Origin of the sequence: Pseudomonas sp. MPC6, assembly GCF_006094435.1 — a bacterium.
Taxonomy (GTDB): Bacteria; Pseudomonadota; Gammaproteobacteria; order Pseudomonadales; family Pseudomonadaceae; genus Aquipseudomonas.
The window spans coordinates 6,102,734-6,121,992 of sequence record NZ_CP034783.1; the positions used below are offsets into that span (position 1 = coordinate 6,102,734).

A 19,259-nucleotide genomic window follows, 5' to 3' on the forward strand; every position below is an offset into this window, starting at 1 on the left:
TCATTTAATTTAGGTAGTTGACGCCTACGCACGAGACGAGCGATGTCAACGAGGAGGCGCCCTGTTCGGCGCCCCCAATTAGGCTGAGCTACTTGTAGTAGGCGAGAGTACCGAAATCACTGAATGGAGCGGGCTCCATACCAAACATGGTCTTGATGTACTGACCGGCAGCCAATTCACGTCCGGCGGAGCCATGGTTACGAGCCGCCATCAGATCGCGGAAAACCTGCTGCAAAATGTTGTCCGAGGCAGATGCCGCCGCGCCAGCGATCGGCCACAGTGAAGCAATGCTTTCAAAACAGGTGGCATTCCCATCCGCCGATTCGAAGCGCACGCGCATTCGATCCAAAGGGGTCGACACTTCGCCTTGGCACGCCGTGTCGAACAAGGTCTTCCAATTGTTCAGATGACGCTCACGCACACCGCCAACCTTGGTCAATACATCGGCCAACTTCAAATGTAGGAACGGATTCTGCGCAATTGGCGCGCCTGTGCCCTGACGGGTAAGACGGACTCGGGACTGCTCGATAAAGGTATTGATGCCGCACATTGCAGTGCCAATTACGGTGTTGGTCGCAGTTGAGTTGAAAATTCCGAGAAATGACATCCAGTACAGCGGACGGTTGTTGACCTCCCAACCAGGGTTGGCGTCGTTGTACGTATCGACTAGCTCATGGATACGGTAGCTTGGTACAAATACATCCCTCAATGTAACGGCCTTGCTGCCTGTACCTTTCAAGCCTGATACATCCCAGCTTCCGTGATCGATACTGACGTCGCTAACCGGCACTACAAAATTACGCGCAGCTCCGCCGAGAATGACCCACTGAGCATGGTCCACACCACTGGAAAAAGTCCAGGTTCCATTGAGCAGGTAACCGCCTTCTACCTTTTCAGGCCTACCAATTGGAGCATAGGAACTCGAAGCACGAGTGTCCGGACCGTTGGCCCAGAATTCGTCCTGCATGCGCTTATCCATCAAGGCAATTTCGAATGCATGGCAGTTCAGTTGGCCGGCGATCCAAGCAGCCGAACTGTCAGCTTCACCAACCTTCATGATGCCTTCGAAGAACGATGCTGGGTCAATTTCCAGGCCTCCGTACTGCATTGGAGTAAATGTACGGAACACTCCCGCATCGACCATGGCTTGAACTGTGGCATCAGGTACGCGCCCTAATGATTCGGACTCGAAACGTCTTTGTCGTATCGCTGGAACCGCCTCATCGACAGCTTTGATAAACGCCTTACCTGCATTCAAGGCGCGCTCGCGATAGTCATACCAGCACGCCTTGCGAACATTAGAAGAATCGGAAACTGGCAGTTGAAGATTCGCTGATGTGGGCATGAAGCTGTACCTCAGGTTGTTTTTGTATGCGCAGAATTTATGCGCAGCACCCGAGCCTTCTCAAACCATATTTATGAACTGTCCATGAGGTGAAGTCATGCTGGTCCGGAAGTGCATACACGACGAGTCGAAACCAAGTTGATTGCCACCTGTAGCGTGGGGCTGCAATGGAACGTTCGTAGCGTGAGCACATGTGTTGCGGTGTCGCGGAGATCCGCCGCGCCACATCACGCACCCCTTCGTGGACGCTAAGGGCGATTTTCCGGAACGAAGTATTCGGGAAACAAGCGCTCTTTCATCGAGCATTCAGCGCAGTCGATCTGCCGTGATCGAAAGAGGATGGTGTCGACTTTCGTGACATGTGAGCGCCGGTTCTTGCAAGCACGCCTCTCGCTGCGAAGGGCATATTCAGTGGGGCAGCGATACTCCTGCTTCTCTTCGTTCTATTGAAAATCGCTACTCGATAGACTGTTATTCTCGCGCTCGATTTTCCCTAACTATCACATGTGGCTCGGAATCTTTTTCGTCCACCATCCAGGCAACACCGGCGCGGTCCCATAAGCAGTATCTTCTCGATAAAATCTACCGATTGCCAGTTGTCGCTACCGACAGCTACTGAAAACTCTCTCTCGATCATGATGCTGGTCGAATCAAATACAATCGGGCGGTCCGCTGGAGAATAACTTCGCACGGCATTCCAATTGGTATTCCAACCAAAAATAGAAACAGTTATTGATGTTACATATCAATAATTTACCAAACCGATTCAAATTACCCCGGCCCACCAGATTTGACGGTGGGGTCATCGCTGGATCGCACGGGTGGTTTGGGAGTGAGGCTTTTCAAGCACACCGTGACCCTGGATGAACTACAGCAGATCTAGTGTCGGGATGCTTGGCGCTACCCTCTCTATGCTGCTGTCTCATCTGCATGGACAACGTCACCGAACAGAAGCATTGAGGAAGATGTACATGATTGCCCGTATTTCAGCCGCCTTCGCCGTTATGGTTTCTTTGGTTGCCCATGCCAACGCTGGGGTCGCACCTCGTGTCGAAATCGCCTTCAATAACGGCGCCGAAACCGTGACGGCTAACCATTCCATCAAAGAACCGCTCGCAGCGCAGCACCTGTCATCGAGACTTGTCGATGATGCCAAGAACAGCATCCAGCCGTTCGACCAAACGCTCAAATTGCAGGGCATTCGTTTTCATGTGACGACGGCGTTGATCGATGGAAATCCCGTGCTCTACATCACACCCCAAGGGCTGGAAATCGATAATTCGAAGTTGACTCACCCACTCACCGGCAACATCGTTCGGGCGCAGGTCGCGGACCTTGATAGCGACGGTTCACCCGAGATTTACGTCTTCGTCAGATCATCGGGGCGTGGGATGGCGGGTGAGCTCATTGCCTACTCCGCTAACCGCAAGAAATCGCTCAGCACGATTTATCTGCCACCTGTCAGTGACAACCCGAAAATTGCAGAGGGTTACCAAGGCGAGGATGAGTTTGCTGTGACGGAAAATTCGTTGGTGCGGCAGTTTCCGATTTATGACGGTGCTGACGCCGAGGCTGGGCGGACGGGAAAAATTCGGCAGGTTCAATACAGGTTGATCCCAGGGGAAGCTGGGTGGCTGGAGGGTGTCCCTGATTTTGTGTAAACGGGATTTCTATTAAACCGTTAACAGCCGGTCTTCAAACTGGATATTGAAGCGATTCAACGCCGCTTTCCAGTCCCGGATCGGCATCGTCCACTTCTTGCTGATGTTGTTCAGCGCCAGGTAAAACAGCTTCATCACCGCCTCGTCAGTGGGAAATGACGCACGGGTTTTGATCACTTTGCGCAGGCTCATGTTGATCGATTCGATGGCGTTGGTGGTGTAAATCACCTTGCGGATCTCGGCTGGATAGTCAAAAAACGGGATGACTCGAGCCCAGTTTCGACGCCACGACAGGCTGATCGACTGGTACTCGGCGTCCCACTTGGCTTCAAATTCGCAGAGCCGTTGCTCGGCCAATTCGGCGGTGGCCGAGGTGTAAATCAGCTTGAGATCAGCCGCGACTTCCTTCTGCCGTTTCCACGATACGAAGTTCAAACTGTTGCGCACCATGTGCACGATGCACAGCTGAACGACGGCTTTCGGGTAAACCGTTTCAATCGCCTCTGGGAAGCCTTTGAGGCCGTCCACGCAGGCAATGAAGATGTCCTGCACGCCCCGATTCTTGAGTTCGGTTACCACTTGCAGCCAGAATTTGGCGCCTTCGGTTTGCGCGATCCACAAGCCCAGCACTTCCTTGTGACCCGCCATATTGACGCCGATGGCCAGGTAAACCGCCTTGTTGCGCACGGCGCCGGCATCGCGCACTTTGACGTGAATGCAGTCCAGGTAGAGGATCGGGTACAGCGCGTCCAGCGGTCGGGCCTGCCAGAGCTTGACCTCATCACTCACCGCGTCGGTAATGGCCGAGATCAGGCTGGGAGAGACCTCTGTGCCGTACATTTCCTGCAAGTGCGCCTGAATTTCTCTGACACTCAAACCGCGAGCGTAGAGAGAAATAACTTTGTCATCGAAGCCCGTCCAGCGGGTTTGATGCTTGGCCACCAGCTGCGGCTCGAAAGACGCCTGCCGGTCGCGAGGGATGTCGAGCGGCAGTTTGCCGAAGTCGCCCTTCAGGGTTTTACCGCTGTGACCGTTGCGCGCATTGGCGGCGGTGTTGGTGATTGCTGCGCTTTTGTCGTGCCCCAGGTGTTCGGTCATCTCAGTTTCAAGGGCCCGCTCGACCAGCATCTTGGTGAGCTGTTTGAGCAGGCCATTTTCACCGATAAGATCTTCGGGCTTTTTGTAATTGGCCAGCAGACTGTCGGCCAGTTTAACCAGTTCAGGATCAGGCTTGACTCGTTTGGCTCGCTTGGGTTTTGGCTCGGTCATTGGATTTCCTTGGGGTAGGCAGTCTCCTGCCAAATGACCGTTTACACAAAACTAATTACACCCTCGGTGGCTGTTGAGAGTTTTTCAGGTGACGGATACTGAGGCAATCTTTTGAAGGAGAAAGTCACTCTCCGTCCTAGGAAATTTCCTGCAAGACGCGTCGCCTTCCATGAACTAGCGAACTCTGCCCGTCATAGATAGCCTTCAGGTGTCGCTGCAAATCAGCGATCGGCTTTGACAGGCTGAAAACCGGAACCTTCCACTCTACCTAATAAAACGGCATGCTTGCGCGCGTGCAGTTTTTTCATGGCGGCTGTGCGTGGGGCATCTTTGGATGCACCGGTTTCCTGTGTTTCCGGTCTGTCAACCTGCGTACAGCTGCCACCCTCCCTGTTTGACAGCAGGGGAATGGTAGTTCCTATGACAAACCAGGAATTAGACCATGAAAAAACACAGCCCCAATCCACCGGACTCCTCGCCGGATTTGGCAACAGATACCCCCGATTTATCCAAGCTCTCCGAAGTCACTGAACCCCTCGTAAGCGCTCGCCTGCGCAACCCACGCCTCCCCGATCCCGTCAGCCACGTCTTCACCATCCTCCCCGACATCGACACCCCCTCCCTGCTCGCTCACGCCTGCGAAACCCTGGCCTCGCTCAACGTCATGAGCACGGACCTTGCCTGCGATCTGGAAAGCTCTCGCCGCAACGTAGCGCTGGCGATCCAGCAACTGGCGGTGGTGGCCGAACTGTTGGTAAACCGGGCGCTGGACAACCTGGACCCACCCGATGGATTGCCAGAGAACCCGTCCGCCAGCCACCCTTGAGTGGCCGCGCGCCTTTGTTACCGACTGGAGGTTTTTGTCATGGCTCGATACATGCCGGTCACCGGCATCGATTGCAGCATTGCGGTGCTGTTGATCGACACCGAAGCGCCACTGGACGTATTGCACGAAACCGCGGCCTACCGCATCCGCACGGCAACCCAATTGCTGGAGAGCTTCGCTGCAAACGAAAATGTTCACAGTGAACTGGCGCGGGTGTTGGTCACTTCACTGCGCGACGGCTGCGATTTGTTGGACGTCGTCGGGCGGCGATTGCAGGCGCAGGTTTTGATGTAGAAAGAAAATGGGCGATCGCTGAGGTCGCCCATTTTTAGACTGTCATCCAACGCGGCTTCATGCACAACGACTCAACAGAAGGTTTCACTTTATGTAACTTTCTGTGGAGTCCGCCTCCTCACATTCATTCAGAAGAGCTCCGCAAGTTCTTCAAGGGTCGGCATGGCCGCTGGTATAACCGTGAGCTCACAATCCAAAGCGCCTAATACACGTGCATACGCCACCATGCTCACGCATAGAGCACCTTTTTCCACAGCAATGATTTTTTGCCGCGTCAACCCTGCGAGCTTTGCCTGGGTGTAGCCACGATTGATACGCTTTTCACGTATGTGTTTACCCAGCCGCCAGGCCAGTAGGCTGTAGTCCATGTTCAGTTACCGTGACATTTATCGTCAGATGTAACGAATACATAACATCGAAGCAATTCTAAGCACTCTCCCGCTTCAGAAGACGCATCGCGCAGATGAATTTTTCTTCACCCCACCGCCCCTCTCCAACCGGTACATTGCACTCGCTCTTCAAGAAACTACGGTTTGCCCGCCCTCCCGCGGGCTTTTTTTTGCCTTTTGAACGGTCAGCTTCATTCAGTCATCCAATAACCGCCCTCCTCTGACGCATTCCCCTCCCAATACCCTTATTGGGTGTACCATCGAAAACTGTCAATCAGATATCAGTTAGCCATGTCCACGCTAAGCGAAGAGAGCAGTCAGATCGTAGCTTCTCTGACGCACCGTGTTGGCCCCAACGCTGACGTTTCAGCCACAGCCGATGCCCTGTTTTTCGGTGAAGTGTTGCTGACTACTTTCTACCAGCTGCTGACTACCCTGATCGGGCCCTCGCTCACCGCACGTTTGCTTCGTGGCGGGTGGGATCATGAATGAGGCTAACAGCAAGAACGAGCAAGCAATGGCCACTGCCGCTCGCGAATTGTTCCTGCTCGGCCAGAAAACCGTCGAGGCGCGAGCCGTACTGGCGGCACTGCAAAAGGAGCTGAGCGAGGCCAACACCCGGCTCGTCAATATCCAACAGGTCGAGCAACTGATCGGGGCCAATCAGCAATTGGTCCTGGCGATTCTGCTGGCTCAGTCGGATGCGGAAAAACCCCAACGCTCAGCCGAAGAACACCAGCGTTACCTGGAGATGCGCGACACCAACGAACAATTGGTGCGTGCCGTGCTCAGTGCGCAACACCTGCAAGCCTCGGCGGAGCACAGCCTGGCCCAGCAACAAAATATCCTCACCCTGGTGGCTCACGAGCTGCGCAATCCTTTGACTCCCATCAGCATGATCGCCGGTCGACTGGTGCGGGTACCGAAAGAAGAGCTGCCCCGAATGCAGGCACTGATCGAAGGCCAGGTGCAGCACATGTCGCGGCTGGTGGACGATTTGCTCGACGTCTCCCGCGTCAGCACCGGCAAGTTGCGCCTGGATCGTCGTATCGTCGATATGCTGCAAATCATTCAGGAGGCCGTCGCCGTGTGCAGCCCGGTGATGGCCGCGCAGCATCTGCACTTCACCGCCGAGTTGCCTGAAGGTGCGCTCGCGGTGAACGGCGATCCGGTCCGGCTCACGCAAATCCTTGGCAACCTGCTGGGCAACGCGGCCAAGTACACCCAGGCGGGCGGCACGGTCACGCTGTCGGTGACCGCCGAAGACAATCTGCTGCAGATGAGCATCGGCGACAACGGCATCGGCATTTCTGCCAAGGTACTGCCTTTTATCTTCGAGCCCTTCGTGCAGGATGTTCACGCCGTCGACTTCAACCGTGCAGGCCTGGGCATTGGCCTGACCGTGGTCCGCGAATTGGTCGAGGCTCATGGCGGAACGGTCATCGGCATGAGCGACGGCGACGGCAAGGGCAGTACCTTTATTGTGACGTTGCCGTTGGCGGTTGGAGCGTAAACCGCGTTGCGCCAGGTTGCACCGCGAAGCCAATAGTGCAGACGACAAAAAACCCGCAATCCCTTTCGGGACTGCTGGTTTTGTCGTTCTGAATCCGTATCACCACAATGCAATGTCATACGTCAGATAAAGCCGCCAGTTGTCCCGATCGCTGGCGTAGGTCGAACGATAAGTCGCCTTGCGCACTTCCATCCCCAGCCCTTTGAAGGCGCTGCTCTGAATGACATAACGAAGGTTGGTATCCGACTCCCACTCGCGGGCTTCCCGTCCCTTGTAATCGCCGTTCTCACCCTTGTAGTAACGCGTCATGAAGGTCAATCCGGGCACAACGGCAGCGAAGTCATAGTCGTATCGCAGCATCCAGGTTTGCTCTCCGCCCTGAATGAATTTTCCGACACCTGCATTCGTGAACGAGTACACCGTGGAGACACTGGTGTAGGGCAACGCTGTGTCGCCGGTGACTTTCTGATACCCCACACCGATCGCTTGAGCGCCCAGGCGATAGGTAAACAGACCACTGAACATGTCGGCATCAACTTCGCCGTTGCGTGCCTCGCCCGCATCGCTACTGATGAAGTAACGCAGGTCGCTGGTCAGGTTGCCGCCGCCCACTGGAAGCTTGTGCACCAGGCCGAGAAATTGCTGGCGGTAGAACTCGCGCATTTCGCCGTAGTACCAGGTGCCGCTGAGGTTTGGGGTGAAGGTGTAGACGGCGCCGGCAAAGTCGAAATCCGTGCCCTTGTCACCCGTGTAGCCCTGAGGGTAAATATCGACACTGTCGGTGGAGTTGCGCTGTTTGAATTTATCCAGATGCCCGGTGTGCAGGTAGAGATTACGGATACCGGAGTATTCCACTTGAGTGCCGCGAAAGGTCTGCGGCAGCAATCGACCGTCGTTGTAGACCAGCACTGGAATCTTCGGCAGCAGATTGCCGGTTTTCACCACGGCATCGCCAATGCGCATTTTCGCCGTCACGCCCAGGCTGGAAAACCCGTCCGCCGCATGGCCGTCATCGTGTACCGGCAACAAACCCGTGCCGGCATGGGTCGGGCTTGAGTCCAGCTTGAGCCCGGCCAGCCCCAACGCATCCAGGCCAAAGCCGACCGTGCCAGCGGTGTAACCCGATTGCAGGTTGAGCAGAAAGCCCTGTGCCCACTCTTTGCGGTCGTTGCCGCCATCGCGGTAATCGTCGTTGAAGTAATAATTACGCAGGGAGAGTTTGCCGTGCGAATCCTCCAGAAACCCCTGAGCCATCAGCTCCGGGGACAGGCTCGCCAGTATTCCCGCGGATACAATCGCGCCTCTCGTGAACAGCTCACGCATCGCTTTTCCTCAGTGCCGTATTGTCGATTTTTATGGGCAGTAGCAAGGGTCCCGTTGCCGGGATTTGTCTCTGTGTTGTGGTGGTGTGGCGCTGGACTCAGCGGCGCATTGGGGCGGACACTAACGGCTCGCCAGCACGTTCACAACGTTATGCGAGAAGCGCATCAGGCTATGCGCACGCTCGTGATACGGCACCTCACGTCGCTGAAAAACCAAGGGGATCCCTGCGTGAATTTCAAGCAACTCGAAGCTTTCAAGGCAATCATGGCCACCGGTTCGACCATCGGCGCGGCAACGCGAATGGGCCTGTCTCAATCGGCGGTCAGCCGCTTGCTGACGCAGCTGGAAGAGGCCCTGGGGTTTGCCTTGTTTCTGCGTAAAAAGGGCCGGTTGATGGCCACGCCTGAAGCCGAAGAACTGCTCACCGAAGTGGCCGGGCTGGTGGACGGCATGCAGCGCGTCCAGCGCCTGGCCGACGAGTTGCGGGTCGGTCGCTCGCGCAAGCGTCTGCTCAAGGTGGGCGTGCCGACCAGCATGACCCAAGAGCTGTTGCCGAAGATCGTCGCCGATTTTCTCAAGAGCCACGAAGACATTGTCGTCGAGTTGCTGACCGGCTCTTACGACATGATCGAGCGGGCGGTGCTTGATCGCTCGGCAGACCTGGGATTCGTGCGATTACCCACCGACCTGCCGGACTTTGACATCGAGCCGGTGCTGGAAACCGAAGGCGTTTGTGTGATGCCGGCGGATCATCCGCTGACCCGCCACACGTTCATCGAAGTCCAGCATTTGCGTGACGTACCGCTGGTGCTGCTGGGTCGCCAACGCGCGCTGCGAGCGGAGCTCAACCAAGTCTTTCGCGCGGCGAACCTGACCCCGCAAGTGCGGATCGAAGTGCACTCGGTCGGCGCGGCGTGCAGCTTCGTCGCCGAGGGTCTGGGGGTCTCGATCGTCAATGGTTTGCTGGCCAGCCACTTCGCTCACCTGCCGATTGTCACCCGGCCGTTTCGGCCTGCCCTGCCCTATGCATTTGGCTTGGCATTCCGCCACGACGAGCCGCGCCCAAGCATTGTCAGTGCCTTTGCCGAGCACCTCAAGCGGCGCCTCAGCGAGTCGTGCGCCGCGGGTAAATGATGACAAACGCATAGCTCAACCCGTTCCGCGCATAACGTTGTGGCCGGCAAGCGTTTGGCCTAGTGTCCGCCTCACCAACAGCCGACACCCAAAACAATAACCGCGAGGACCTCCCTGCCAGTCAGGGCAAGAATCATGAGCGAACTACAGATCACTCTCCCCCCGCCGAGCGCCGCCTCCACGACAGTGGACTCCGGCAAAACCGGCCAACGCAAACCCATCAACCCGGCGATCATCCTGCTGAGCATCGTCTTGCTCGCGGTCGCATTCACGTATGCGGTCAGCTCCGGCACCTTCCAGCGCCAGAACGCGCTGGTGGTGCCGGGTTCCTATCAGGTCCTGGAAAAGAGCCATTCGCTGACGCAGTTGTTCTCCCTGGAGCCGCGCAAAACCAATGACGCCGTGGCCCGACCGGTGTCCCTGGTCGAAGGCTTCATGGCCATTCCCCAAGGCATCGAAAAGCGTGCAGCGCTGATTTTCATGGTGCTGTTCATCGGTGGCATGTTCGGCGTTCTGAACAAGGCCGGCGTGATCGACGCCGGCCTCGAACGCTTGCTGGGGATGACCCGGGGCAACATCTACGTGCTGGTGCCAATGCTGATGCTGGTGTTCTCGGCCGGCAGTACCTTCATGGGGCTGGCCAAGGAATTCATCCTGATCGTGCCGCTGATGGTGGCCATGGCCAATCGACTGGGGTTGTCGAACCTGATCGGGCTGGCCATCGTGTGTATCTCGGTGAAGATCGGCTACCTGGCTTCCATCACCAACCCTGTGGCGCTGTCAGTCGCGCAACCGATGGTCGGCTTGCCGATTTTCAGCGGCATGAGCATGCGGATCGCGGCCTACGCCCTGTTCCTGAGTGTCGGTATTGCTTTCGTGCTGTGGAGCATCCACAAACAGGGCTTCGACGCCAGCGCGAAAATCAACTTCGAACACAAACCGTTGCCGATCCGCCACCTGTTGAACCTGCTGGTTCTTGGCAGCGGCATCGCGTTCATGGTCTTTGCCTCAACCCGCTGGCAGTGGAAGTACCACGAGCTTTCGGCGTTCTATCTGTTGTTGAGCATCGCCTTCGCCGCCATCGCCGGTCTTGGCGCCAGTGCCACTGCAAACGCGTTCGTCGACGGCATGAAAAAAGTGCTGATCGCCGGCGTGCTGATCGGCCTCGCAACCGCGGTTGAAATCATCCTCACCACCGGACAGGTGCTGGACACCATCGTCAACGGCCTGGCCAGCGTAGTGAGTGATCATGGCCCGATCGTATCGGCCTATGGCATGTTCTTCTCGCAACTGGGGCTGGACGTACTGATCCCTTCGACGTCCGGTCAGGCCGCGGTGACCATGCCGATTTTCGGCCCGCTCGGCCAACTCTCCGGTGTCAGCCCGCAAACCACCGTGTATGCGTTTCTGCTGGGCAACGGACTGACCAACATGATCACGCCGACCTCCAGCGGCTTGCTGGTGCTGCTGGCCACCGCGCAAGTCGGCTGGGGCCAATGGGCGCGCTACGTCCTGCCGCTGTTCCTGATTTACCTGGTGCTGGCGATGATCCTTCTGGCCATCGCCGTGACCACCGGCTACTGACCGACCGATGGCACCTGCGGTGATGCCGCAGGTGCCCGCGTCAACAAGGTTTTGATATGAACTTCCTTTCTGAACAAGCGATACCGGCCATGCAAATTTTGCGCGACCAGTCGGTCCCCATGCGCGATGGCGTGTACCTGGCCACCGACATCTATCTGCCTGCAAACATTGAAGGTCCGTTTCCGGTCGTGATCGAACGCACGCCTTACGACAAAAGCAAACCGTCGCGCTCGGAGAGGCAGCTCGACGGGCAGCACATTTCCCGCCAGGCGATGGCGGCACGGTTCACCGAGCAAGGGTTTGTAGCGATCTTCCAGGACTGTCGCGGGCGTTACGCCTCCGAAGGGGTATTCACCAAGTACACCGCTGAAGGCGAGGACGGCTTCGACACGCTCGCCTGGATCGTCGAGCAACCCTGGTGCAACGGCCGGATTGGCAGCATGGGTTTGTCTTACGCGGCCCACACGCAACTGGCGATGGCTTGCCTGCATCCACCGGGGCTGAGCAGCATGGTGCTGGACTCGGGTGGTTTTGCCAACGCGTTCCAGTGCGGCATCCGTCAAGGTGGCGCGTTCGAGCTCAAGCAAGCGACCTGGGCCTGGCGACAGGCCAAGGAAAGCCCGGCAGCGCTGGCCGATCCACAGATTCGCGAGGCGCTGGAACAGGAGGATATTCATCAATGGTTTGCCCGCATGCCATGGCAACCGGGCCAGTCACCCATTCGCCACGTGCCGGAATACGAAGCCTATCTGCTTGAACAATGGGCCCAGGGCAGCTTCAGCGATTACTGGCGTAAACCGGGAATTTACGCGGAGGGGCATTACCATGACCTGCCGGATATCCCGGTGCTGTTCATGTCCAGCTGGTATGACGCGTATGTCAGTTCGACCCTCGCCAACTACTGCGCATTCAAACTTCATAACAGCACACCGCAACATTTGATCATGGGACCTTGGCTGCACGGTGATCGCAACATCAGTCACAGCGGCGATGTCGAGTTCGGCGCAGCTGCATCCTTCGACGGCCGAGTGGCCGAGAACTGGCTGACGTGCCGGCTGAACTGGTTCGAGCGCTCACTCAAGGACCAGCCCACCAAAGCGCTGGCCGACGCGCCGGTAAAAGTGTTCCTGATGGGTGGCGGTGACGGTACGCCTGATGACAAGGGTCGTCTGCAACACGGCGGTCGCTGGTTGCACAGCCAACAATGGCCACTACCTGGCAGCCAGCCACTGAGTCTGTATCTGGACCATGAGCGGCAGTTGAGCCGGGAACGTCCGGTCATGCGCGAGGCAACGCTGAGCTATCGCGCTGACCCCGACCACCCGGTCCCCACCATCGGCGGCGCATTGACGTCCGGTGCCCCGGTGTTCGCGGGCGGGGCTTTCGATCAACGTGAGCGACCCGACTTTTTCGGCACCCGCGGCAACAATCAACCGCTGTCGGAGCGCGAAGACGTACTGAGTTTTCAGACGCCGCCGCTGACCGAAGACCTGATCATTGCCGGCCCGCTGTACATCGAGCTATGGATTGAGAGCGACGCGCCCGACACGGACTTTACCGCCAAACTGGTGGACATCTACCCGCCGAGCGCGCACTACCCCGACGGCTACGCGATGAACATTACCGATGGCATTCGTCGCAGCCGTTACCGGGACTCATGGGAAAATCCCGAGCCACTGCAACCGGGTAAAAGGGTCAAAGTGGTGATCGAGCCGTTCGCGACCTGCAACGTATTCAAACGCGGCCATCGCTTGCGCCTGGACATTGCCAGCAGCAATTTTCCGCGCTTCGACGTGAACCCCAATAGCGGTGAAGCCGAGGGTCAGGCACAAAACAAACGCATCGCCATCAACACCGTGCACCTGAGCCAGGACTTTGCCTCCCGGCTGGTGCTGACGACGCTCCCGGCAGAGGCATTGCCGGCACTGGAGCGTCAGCCGGCAGATTCCGGCTGAGCCATCAATGCCGGTTCTTCATGCTTTTGCAGAACCGGCAGCTCCAGCCGCGCTCGCCCATAAAACGCCAGCGCCGTCAGCAAACACGCCAGCCACACGAAGATCCCGGCCCAAAAGGTGTGGGACATGTAATGCCAGCCTTGCAGAACCCGCGTCGTGCCGTAGACGAAACCGAGTGCCAGCGAGCCGTACATCACCGCTTTGGAATAGCGCCAGCGATAGCGGCGTGCGACGAAGTACAACGCCAGCATGGTAAAACCACCCGAAGCATGACCGCCCGGCCAGCAGCGCCCTTTCCCGGCAACCTTCAGCAGATCGAAATTCTGATACCACTCCTTGTGTTCAATCTTCCCCCCATACTGGGTCGTTTCGATCGGGCAATACACACTGGTATGGCCCTTGAGGTAGTGGATTACGCCGGTGCTGATGGAAAACGCGAGCACCACGTACAGGAAATCACGGCGGTGCCTGTTGGCAAACCGCAGCACCGGCGCGACTTTGATTTTTTCCAGAAACGCGATGATGGTCGAATGCTTTTCAGCCTTCAGGCGCGGCCAGAGAAACGACAGCAAGGCGCCGACGATGGCGATCTCGCCGGTCCAGTTCGGGATGATCCGCGCCCATTTATGGGTGATCTTTTCGAACCAATACACATGGTCCAACGGAAACGTCTGCGTCACCGGATCATAAAAAAGATCGTTGAAGGCGATGTCGATGCGGGTCAGGTCGAACAGCAGGAACACCACGAGCGCACAGGCCAGCGGGATACCGAAGTTCATCCAGTAGAAACGTGAGCGGGAGGAAGTCAGCATTGAGCGCCCTGATTGAGAAAGTGAATTCATTCGCGGGTCACCGAGCCCCAGTCCGAGGCTTCGATGAAACCGAGCATGCGCGGTGCCTGTAACGTTTCGGCGAAAATGAACAAGGAAGCGCCGTACCCCAGGGTCGAGGTTGGCAACTTGAGGTCTTTCAGCAGTTGCGACATGCATTCGCTGTGGGTGACCAGAATCAGATTGCGGCCGGCCACTTTGTGCGCCAGGGCGTCACGCAACATGGTTCCCTTGCAGTTGATCAACCAGTCTTCATCGAAACTGATCTTGTTGAACATGTAGCCGGCGCTCTGCGCTGTCCGCATGAGCGGGCTGTTGTAGATGTCGGCCTTGTCCAAGCCCAGTTGCTCGAACTGAGCACCCACCGCCACTGCCACGCTGCGAGAACGCTCGGTGATGCCATCATTTCCGCTCAGGCAGGCTGCCGAGGAGTGATCGCAACGCTCGACGTGGCGCACCAGCACGATCATGTCACCTTTGGCCCAGCCGGTCGCCAACGCACGGGCGCCGGCTACATTACCGTCAGCCAGGTCCGGCACGGCGGCGGGTTGCAACAGCCATACCGTCAACGGGATCACCAGCAGCGCCGAGGCCAGCACCACAGCCGCGTTGCGATAGCGGGCCAGGCGGCTCAGGTCGAGGGAGCGTTTAATCCCGAATAGACTCAGTCTCAATTCCACATCAAGCCGACCCGCCGGCATGCCTCACTGTCATTAATGCCGCGAGGGTAGAGAGGCGCGCGTTGGCTGGGAGTGAAACGATTGTGAAAAAAAGCTTAAAAACAACGGCAAAAGATCTTTCTTCAGTTCCCAACCTCACTGCCGATACACACCTGCTACCTACCTTGCTGGCGCCCAAAAACAACAATCTTCCAGCCAACCGACGATCAAGAAACACAACGTTCCTGGAGGAATTCGATGAATAGCTGGTTCGGTAATATCAGCGTGAACCTGAAACTGGGCCTGGGGTTCGGCCTGGTCCTGACCCTGACCTGCATCCTCGCCCTGACCGGCTGGACAAGCCTGGGCGGTTTGATTGACCGCAGCAACTGGATGAGCGACATCACCCAGCTCAATGCCGGCCTGACCAAACTGCGTGTGGTTCGGCTGCAATACATGCTGACCAACGGCGACGAAACCGCCGCGCAAAACGTACAGACCACCCTGGACGCGTTCTCCGCCCAGCAGCAAGCGCTGCTGGCGAAATTCAAGAGCCCGGACAACCTCACCTTGTTGAGGGAACAAGGCGCCGTCATCGAGGCTTACAAGGCGTCCCTGAACAAGATGCGCAGTGCCTACCGCACCGGTAACAGCGCCCGCGACGTCATGGGCAGCAACGCCGAAACCGCCAGCAAACTGATCGACGCCATCAACTCCGCCGTGCAGCAAATGCCCCCGAGCGATCAGCGCTTCGAACAGTTCCAGGCCATCACGGCCGCCAAGGAAGCCTTCTTGCTGACCCGCTACGAAGTGCGCAGCTACACCGCCACCACCAACCCCGAGACCGAACAGAAAGCCGTCCGCCAACTGGATGTGGCGATTGCCAGCGTGAAGTCACTGGGCGGGCATTTCGCCGAGACTCAGCCAGACACCCTGCGGCAGCTGGAAGCCGCGCTGGGCAACTACCGCAGTGCCTTGCAGGCGTATAAAAACGCCAGCGACGACGCCGTCCAGGCGCGCAAGGAAATGACCGACCAGGGCGCCGCGATCGTGTCCCTGAGCGATCAGCTGTATCAGATTCAGCTCGAACGCCGTGACGCCGAAAGCGCCCAGGCCCGTACCCTGCAACTGATCAGCACCCTGCTGGCCTTGTTGGTGGGCATCATTGCTGCCGTCATCATCACTCGCCAGATCACCGGCCCGTTGCGCGACACCCTGGCCGTGGTCGAGCGCATCGCCAGCGGCGACCTGTCCCACGACGTCAAGGTGACTCGCCGCGATGAACTCGGTGTGTTGCAGCAAGGCATTGCGCGCATGGGCGTTACCCTGCGCGACTTGATCAGCGGCATTCGCGATGGCGTCGCCCAGATTGCCAGCGCCGCCGAAGAGTTGTCGGCCGTGACCGAGCAGACCAGTGCCGGGGTCAACAGCCAGAAGATCGAAACCGATCAGGTGGCCACGGCCATGCACGAGATGACGGCCACGGTGCAGGAAGTCGCGCGCAATGCCGAGCAAGCCTCCCGGGCCGCGGCTGCCGCTGACGGCGAAGCTCGCGAGGGCGACAAGGTGGTCAACGAAGCCATCGCCCAGATCGAACGCCTGGCCAGCGAAGTGGCGCGCTCAACCGAAGCCATGAATGTGCTGCAACAGGAAAGTGACAAGATCGGCAGTGTCATGGACGTGATCAAGGCCGTCGCTGATCAGACCAACCTGCTGGCGCTCAACGCCGCCATCGAAGCCGCCCGTGCCGGTGAAGCCGGTCGAGGTTTTGCCGTGGTGGCCGACGAAGTCCGTGGCCTGGCCCAACGCACCCAGAAATCCACCGAAGAAATCGAAGGTCTGGTCGCCGGTCTGCAAAATGGCACCCAACAGGTGTCGGCCGTGATGAACAACAGCCGCACCCTGACCGACAGCAGCGTGGCGCTGACCCGCAAGGCCGGCGTGTCACTGGAAAACATCACCCGCACGGTGTCCAACATCCAGTCGATGAACCAGCAGATCGCTGCCGCCGCCGAGCAGCAAAGCGCGGTGGCCGAAGAAATCAGCCGCAGCATCGTCAACGTGCGCGACGTGTCCGAACAGACGGCGGCCGCCAGCGATGAAACGGCTGCGGCCAGTGTTGAGCTGGCGCGGTTGGGTAATCAGTTGCAGATGATGGTGAGCCACTTCCGGGTTTAAACACACCTGATCGTTCCCACGCCCTGGTGGGAGCGATCTTTTACCTGTGTCAGGTATCCCACGGATTGATCACCTCGATCCCGGGAAATTCGAAGTCTCGAACATTGCGGGTGGCGATCGGTGCACCGTGAGTCCGGCATATTGCAGCAATTTGCGCATCAGCCATGGACACCGCTCGCCCCTGTGCTTCACAACCCGCTACCAGCGTTGCGTACTCGACGGCGGCGTGAACATCAAAAGGCAATATCCTTCCAGCGAAATCCTCTTCAAACATCTCCATCGCATGAGCTTCAAGTTTTTGCTTGCGCTTTCCGTAAGGTAATCGGGCAATTCCATGAAGTATTTCTGCCACGGTCACTGCGCTGATCGCCAGATCCATCGCTGGCTGCCGATCAACCCAGGCCACTACTCGAGCCTCGGGCTCGGCCCGCATAAACTCGGAAAGAACATTGGTATCGAGCACTATCATTCAGAGAAATCCACCGCTGTAGCTTTCTCCGAACGTATGGGTAAATCGAGGTCCACGCCACCGACATCGTTGAATCTGTTGCGGATCCGGCTACCAAGCCCTCCAGCCCGGTCAACGGTAGCCAGCGCTCTCCCAAGAATCAGGCGGACCTCTTCTTCCATGGAGTGGCCGTTGTGAGCAGCGGCAATACGCAGCTGTTCTTTTATGGCGTCGTCCAGATTACGGATGGTGATACTGGCCATGGCGCGGCCTCCTGCAATCAATGAAATCATTGATTGCAGGCTAACACATAATTCTCAGTGAAGCGCGGAATGTGTTTTCCCTGTAGACGCTGCAAGGCAACGATCTTTGGGTGTCGCCACGATCAAAGAAAGCCTGTGCGCAACTCCCCCTCCCGCGCCAGGAATCGTCCTGCCCTTCTGCCGTTCGCCTGACCTTCGCTGTAACTCAACACCCCATTGATCCAAACCCCATCAATCCCTTCCGCTGCCCGTTGCGGGTCATTGAAGTCCGCCACGTCGCGAATGGTCACGGGATCGAACAACACCAGGTCCGCCCAGTGTCCTTCGCGGATTTCGCCCCGTTGCTTCAAGCCAAATCGCGCCGCCGACAATCCGGTCATCTTGTGCACGGCGGTGTGCAGTGGAAACAGCCCCACATCGCGACTGAAATGTCCCAGGACTCGTGGGAACGCGCCCCACAAGCGCGGATGCGGAAACGGGTCTTCCGGCAATCCGTCGGAGCCCACCATCGACAGCGGATGCGCGAGGATTCTTCGTACATCGGCCTCATCCATCCCGTAATACACCGCGCCGGCCGGTTGCAGGCGGCGGGCGGCATCGAGCAGCGGCACGCCCCACTCGGCGGCGATGTCCATCAGGTCGCGGCCACCCAACTCCGGGTGCGGCGTGGACCAGGTGATGGTGATGCGATGGGCATCGGTCACTTGCTTGAGGTCCAGGGTCGATGAACTGGCCGCGTAGGGATAACAGTCGCAGCCCACCGGGTGGGTTTTCGCCGCGTGTTCCAGGGCCGCCAGCAAGTGCGCACTGCGCCCCCAGTTACCGGCGCCGGCACATTTGAGGTGGGAAATGATCACCGGGGTTTTCGCATGGCGGCCGATCTGGAACGCTTCATCCATGGCCTCCAGTACTGGCTCGAATTCGCTGCGCAAATGGGTGGTGTACACCGCGCCGAATGCGCTCAGCTCTTCGGTCAGTTGCATCACTTCGTCGGTGGAAGCCGAGAACGCGCTCGCATACGCAAGACCTGTGGACAAGCCCAATGCACCCGCCTCCAGGCTTTCACGCAACTGTTCGCGCATCGCGCCGATTTCCTCGGGCGAGGCGCTGCGAAACAGGTCGTCGAGGTGATTGCTGCGCAACGCAGTGTGGCCGACCAGGGCCGCCACGTTCAGCGTGGTATTCGCCGCTTCGACGGCTGTGCGGTAGTCGCGGAACGTCGGATAAACAAACGCCGCGGCGGTGCCGAGCAGGTTCATCGGGTCCGGCGGATCGCCGCGCAAACTCACCGGCGAAGCGCTGATCCCGCAGTTGCCAACAATCACCGTGGTCACCCCCTGGCTGAGCTTGGGCAACATCTGCGGCTGGCGGATCACCACCGTGTCGTCGTGGGTGTGCACGTCGATGAACCCTGGCGCCAAGACGCGGCCGGCGGCGTCGATTTCTTCGGTGGCGCCGGCATCGTGCAGGTCACCGATGCGCTCGATGCGGCCGTGCAGGATCGCCACGTCGGCGAGATAACCGGGGGTGTTGCTGCCATCGATGATCAGGGCGTTGCGAATCAGCGTGTCGTACTTCATGTCAGTCT

The 19,259-nt window shown here is 58.2% G+C and carries 17 protein-coding genes and 2 pseudogenes; 9 read left to right on the forward strand and 10 right to left on the reverse strand.

Annotated features, from left to right (window positions below):
• Window positions 1-88: 88 nt before the first annotated feature.
• The gene (locus tag ELQ88_RS30445) at window positions 89-1,345 is read right to left on the reverse strand and encodes an acyl-CoA dehydrogenase (protein WP_138969170.1); all 1,257 of its coding nucleotides are present in this window, start codon (window positions 1,343-1,345) and stop codon (window positions 89-91) included.
• A 172-nt stretch (window positions 1,346-1,517) separates the two neighbouring features.
• Window positions 1,518-1,914 (reverse strand): annotated as a pseudogene (locus tag ELQ88_RS34890) (IS5/IS1182 family transposase); the annotation flags it as partial.
• Window positions 1,915-2,132: 218 nt separating this feature from the next.
• Here ELQ88_RS34890 and ELQ88_RS34895 point away from each other — a divergent pair.
• Both ELQ88_RS34895 and ELQ88_RS30460 read left to right on the forward strand, forming a co-directional pair.
• A pseudogene (locus ELQ88_RS34895) lies at window positions 2,133-2,228 on the forward strand (hydrolase); the annotation flags it as partial.
• An 88-nt stretch (window positions 2,229-2,316) separates the two neighbouring features.
• The gene (locus ELQ88_RS30460; RefSeq protein ID WP_138969171.1) at window positions 2,317-3,006 is read left to right on the forward strand and encodes a hypothetical protein; all 690 of its coding nucleotides are present in this window, start codon (window positions 2,317-2,319) and stop codon (window positions 3,004-3,006) included.
• A gap of 12 nt (window positions 3,007-3,018) precedes the next feature.
• On the opposite strand, the gene ELQ88_RS30465 is transcribed toward ELQ88_RS30460, so the two are convergent.
• The gene (locus tag ELQ88_RS30465; RefSeq protein ID WP_138969172.1) at window positions 3,019-4,275 is read right to left on the reverse strand and encodes an IS256 family transposase; all 1,257 of its coding nucleotides are present in this window, start codon (window positions 4,273-4,275) and stop codon (window positions 3,019-3,021) included.
• A gap of 442 nt (window positions 4,276-4,717) precedes the next feature.
• Between ELQ88_RS30465 and ELQ88_RS30470 the strand changes: the two genes are divergently transcribed.
• Both ELQ88_RS30470 and ELQ88_RS30475 read left to right on the forward strand, forming a co-directional pair.
• Window positions 4,718-5,101: a DUF6124 family protein gene (locus ELQ88_RS30470; RefSeq protein WP_128871143.1), complete on the forward strand. Its 384-nt coding sequence runs from the start codon at window positions 4,718-4,720 to the stop codon at window positions 5,099-5,101.
• 39 nt (window positions 5,102-5,140) lie between these two features.
• Complete coding sequence (locus tag ELQ88_RS30475; RefSeq protein WP_128871144.1) at window positions 5,141-5,395, forward strand: hypothetical protein; 255 nt, start codon at window positions 5,141-5,143, stop codon at window positions 5,393-5,395.
• A 128-nt stretch (window positions 5,396-5,523) separates the two neighbouring features.
• On the opposite strand, the gene ELQ88_RS30480 is transcribed toward ELQ88_RS30475, so the two are convergent.
• Window positions 5,524-5,763, reverse strand: coding sequence for a transcriptional regulator (locus ELQ88_RS30480; RefSeq protein WP_128871145.1), 240 nt, complete (start codon window positions 5,761-5,763; stop codon window positions 5,524-5,526).
• A gap of 505 nt (window positions 5,764-6,268) precedes the next feature.
• Between ELQ88_RS30480 and ELQ88_RS30490 the strand changes: the two genes are divergently transcribed.
• The gene (locus ELQ88_RS30490) at window positions 6,269-7,297 is read left to right on the forward strand and encodes a HAMP domain-containing sensor histidine kinase (protein ID WP_138969173.1); all 1,029 of its coding nucleotides are present in this window, start codon (window positions 6,269-6,271) and stop codon (window positions 7,295-7,297) included.
• A gap of 99 nt (window positions 7,298-7,396) precedes the next feature.
• Here the strand turns inward: ELQ88_RS30490 and ELQ88_RS30495 are convergent, their stop codons facing one another.
• Entirely contained in the window at window positions 7,397-8,620 is a 1,224-nt protein-coding gene (locus ELQ88_RS30495) for an OprD family porin (protein ID WP_138969174.1), read from the reverse strand.
• Window positions 8,621-8,848: 228 nt separating this feature from the next.
• On the opposite strand from ELQ88_RS30495, the gene ELQ88_RS30500 reads away from it, so the two are divergent.
• The 3 genes from ELQ88_RS30500 (at window position 8,849) to ELQ88_RS30510 (ending at window position 13,293) form a co-directional block, all read left to right on the forward strand.
• The gene (locus ELQ88_RS30500) at window positions 8,849-9,754 is read left to right on the forward strand and encodes a LysR family transcriptional regulator (protein ID WP_138969175.1); all 906 of its coding nucleotides are present in this window, start codon (window positions 8,849-8,851) and stop codon (window positions 9,752-9,754) included.
• A 135-nt stretch (window positions 9,755-9,889) separates the two neighbouring features.
• Window positions 9,890-11,338, forward strand: a complete 1,449-nt coding sequence (locus tag ELQ88_RS30505; RefSeq protein ID WP_138969176.1) for an AbgT family transporter — start codon at window positions 9,890-9,892, stop codon at window positions 11,336-11,338.
• A gap of 89 nt (window positions 11,339-11,427) precedes the next feature.
• Window positions 11,428-13,293 (forward strand): CocE/NonD family hydrolase, encoded by a 1,866-nt coding sequence (locus ELQ88_RS30510; RefSeq protein WP_138969177.1) that lies wholly within the window; start codon window positions 11,428-11,430, stop codon window positions 13,291-13,293.
• Here the strand turns inward: ELQ88_RS30510 and ELQ88_RS30515 are convergent.
• Window positions 13,272-14,105 (reverse strand): phosphatase PAP2 family protein, encoded by an 834-nt coding sequence (locus ELQ88_RS30515; protein WP_138969178.1) that lies wholly within the window; start codon window positions 14,103-14,105, stop codon window positions 13,272-13,274. The genes ELQ88_RS30510 and ELQ88_RS30515 overlap by 22 nt on opposite strands.
• 26 nt (window positions 14,106-14,131) lie before the next feature.
• Complete coding sequence (locus ELQ88_RS30520) at window positions 14,132-14,803, reverse strand: histidine phosphatase family protein (RefSeq protein WP_138969179.1); 672 nt, start codon at window positions 14,801-14,803, stop codon at window positions 14,132-14,134.
• Window positions 14,804-15,040: 237 nt separating this feature from the next.
• On the opposite strand from ELQ88_RS30520, the gene ELQ88_RS30525 reads away from it, so the two are divergent.
• Window positions 15,041-16,960 carry a methyl-accepting chemotaxis protein gene (locus tag ELQ88_RS30525; RefSeq protein WP_138969180.1) on the forward strand — a complete coding sequence of 640 codons (1,920 nt, stop codon included), beginning with the start codon at window positions 15,041-15,043 and terminating at the stop codon, window positions 16,958-16,960.
• A 49-nt stretch (window positions 16,961-17,009) separates the two neighbouring features.
• Here ELQ88_RS30525 and ELQ88_RS30530 read toward each other — a convergent pair whose 3' ends face one another.
• The 3 genes from ELQ88_RS30530 to ELQ88_RS30540 all read right to left on the reverse strand — a co-directional run bounded on the left by ELQ88_RS30530 (window position 17,010) and on the right by ELQ88_RS30540 (window position 19,251).
• Window positions 17,010-17,429 carry a type II toxin-antitoxin system VapC family toxin gene (locus ELQ88_RS30530; protein WP_138969181.1) on the reverse strand — a complete coding sequence of 140 codons (420 nt, stop codon included), beginning with the start codon at window positions 17,427-17,429 and terminating at the stop codon, window positions 17,010-17,012.
• Entirely contained in the window at window positions 17,426-17,671 is a 246-nt protein-coding gene (locus ELQ88_RS30535; RefSeq protein WP_128871156.1) for a plasmid stabilization protein, read from the reverse strand. Before ELQ88_RS30535 ends, ELQ88_RS30530 begins: the two co-directional genes overlap by 4 nt.
• A 122-nt stretch (window positions 17,672-17,793) precedes the next feature.
• Window positions 17,794-19,251, reverse strand: coding sequence for a D-aminoacylase (locus ELQ88_RS30540; RefSeq protein WP_138969182.1), 1,458 nt, complete (start codon window positions 19,249-19,251; stop codon window positions 17,794-17,796).
• Between the last annotated feature and the right edge of the window lie 8 nt (window positions 19,252-19,259).

Bases quoted from the DNA above. Each gene is read 5' to 3' on its own strand.
- ELQ88_RS30445 (WP_138969170.1), bottom strand. From the start codon at position 1,345: ATGCCCACATCAGCGAATCTTCAACTGCCAGTTTCCGATTCTTCTAAT.
- ELQ88_RS30460 (WP_138969171.1), top strand. From the start codon at position 2,317: ATGATTGCCCGTATTTCAGCCGCCTTCGCCGTTATGGTTTCTTTGGTT.
- ELQ88_RS30465 (WP_138969172.1), bottom strand. From the start codon at position 4,275: ATGACCGAGCCAAAACCCAAGCGAGCCAAACGAGTCAAGCCTGATCCT.
- ELQ88_RS30470 (WP_128871143.1), top strand. From the start codon at position 4,718: ATGAAAAAACACAGCCCCAATCCACCGGACTCCTCGCCGGATTTGGCA.
- ELQ88_RS30475 (WP_128871144.1), top strand. From the start codon at position 5,141: ATGGCTCGATACATGCCGGTCACCGGCATCGATTGCAGCATTGCGGTG.
- ELQ88_RS30480 (WP_128871145.1), bottom strand. From the start codon at position 5,763: ATGGACTACAGCCTACTGGCCTGGCGGCTGGGTAAACACATACGTGAA.
- ELQ88_RS30490 (WP_138969173.1), top strand. From the start codon at position 6,269: ATGAATGAGGCTAACAGCAAGAACGAGCAAGCAATGGCCACTGCCGCT.
- ELQ88_RS30495 (WP_138969174.1), bottom strand. From the start codon at position 8,620: ATGCGTGAGCTGTTCACGAGAGGCGCGATTGTATCCGCGGGAATACTG.
- ELQ88_RS30505 (WP_138969176.1), top strand. From the start codon at position 9,890: ATGAGCGAACTACAGATCACTCTCCCCCCGCCGAGCGCCGCCTCCACG.
- ELQ88_RS30510 (WP_138969177.1), top strand. From the start codon at position 11,428: ATGCAAATTTTGCGCGACCAGTCGGTCCCCATGCGCGATGGCGTGTAC.
- ELQ88_RS30515 (WP_138969178.1), bottom strand. From the start codon at position 14,105: ATGCTGACTTCCTCCCGCTCACGTTTCTACTGGATGAACTTCGGTATC.
- ELQ88_RS30525 (WP_138969180.1), top strand. From the start codon at position 15,041: ATGAATAGCTGGTTCGGTAATATCAGCGTGAACCTGAAACTGGGCCTG.
- ELQ88_RS30530 (WP_138969181.1), bottom strand. From the start codon at position 17,429: ATGATAGTGCTCGATACCAATGTTCTTTCCGAGTTTATGCGGGCCGAG.
- ELQ88_RS30535 (WP_128871156.1), bottom strand. From the start codon at position 17,671: ATGGCCAGTATCACCATCCGTAATCTGGACGACGCCATAAAAGAACAG.
- ELQ88_RS30540 (WP_138969182.1), bottom strand. From the start codon at position 19,251: ATGAAGTACGACACGCTGATTCGCAACGCCCTGATCATCGATGGCAGC.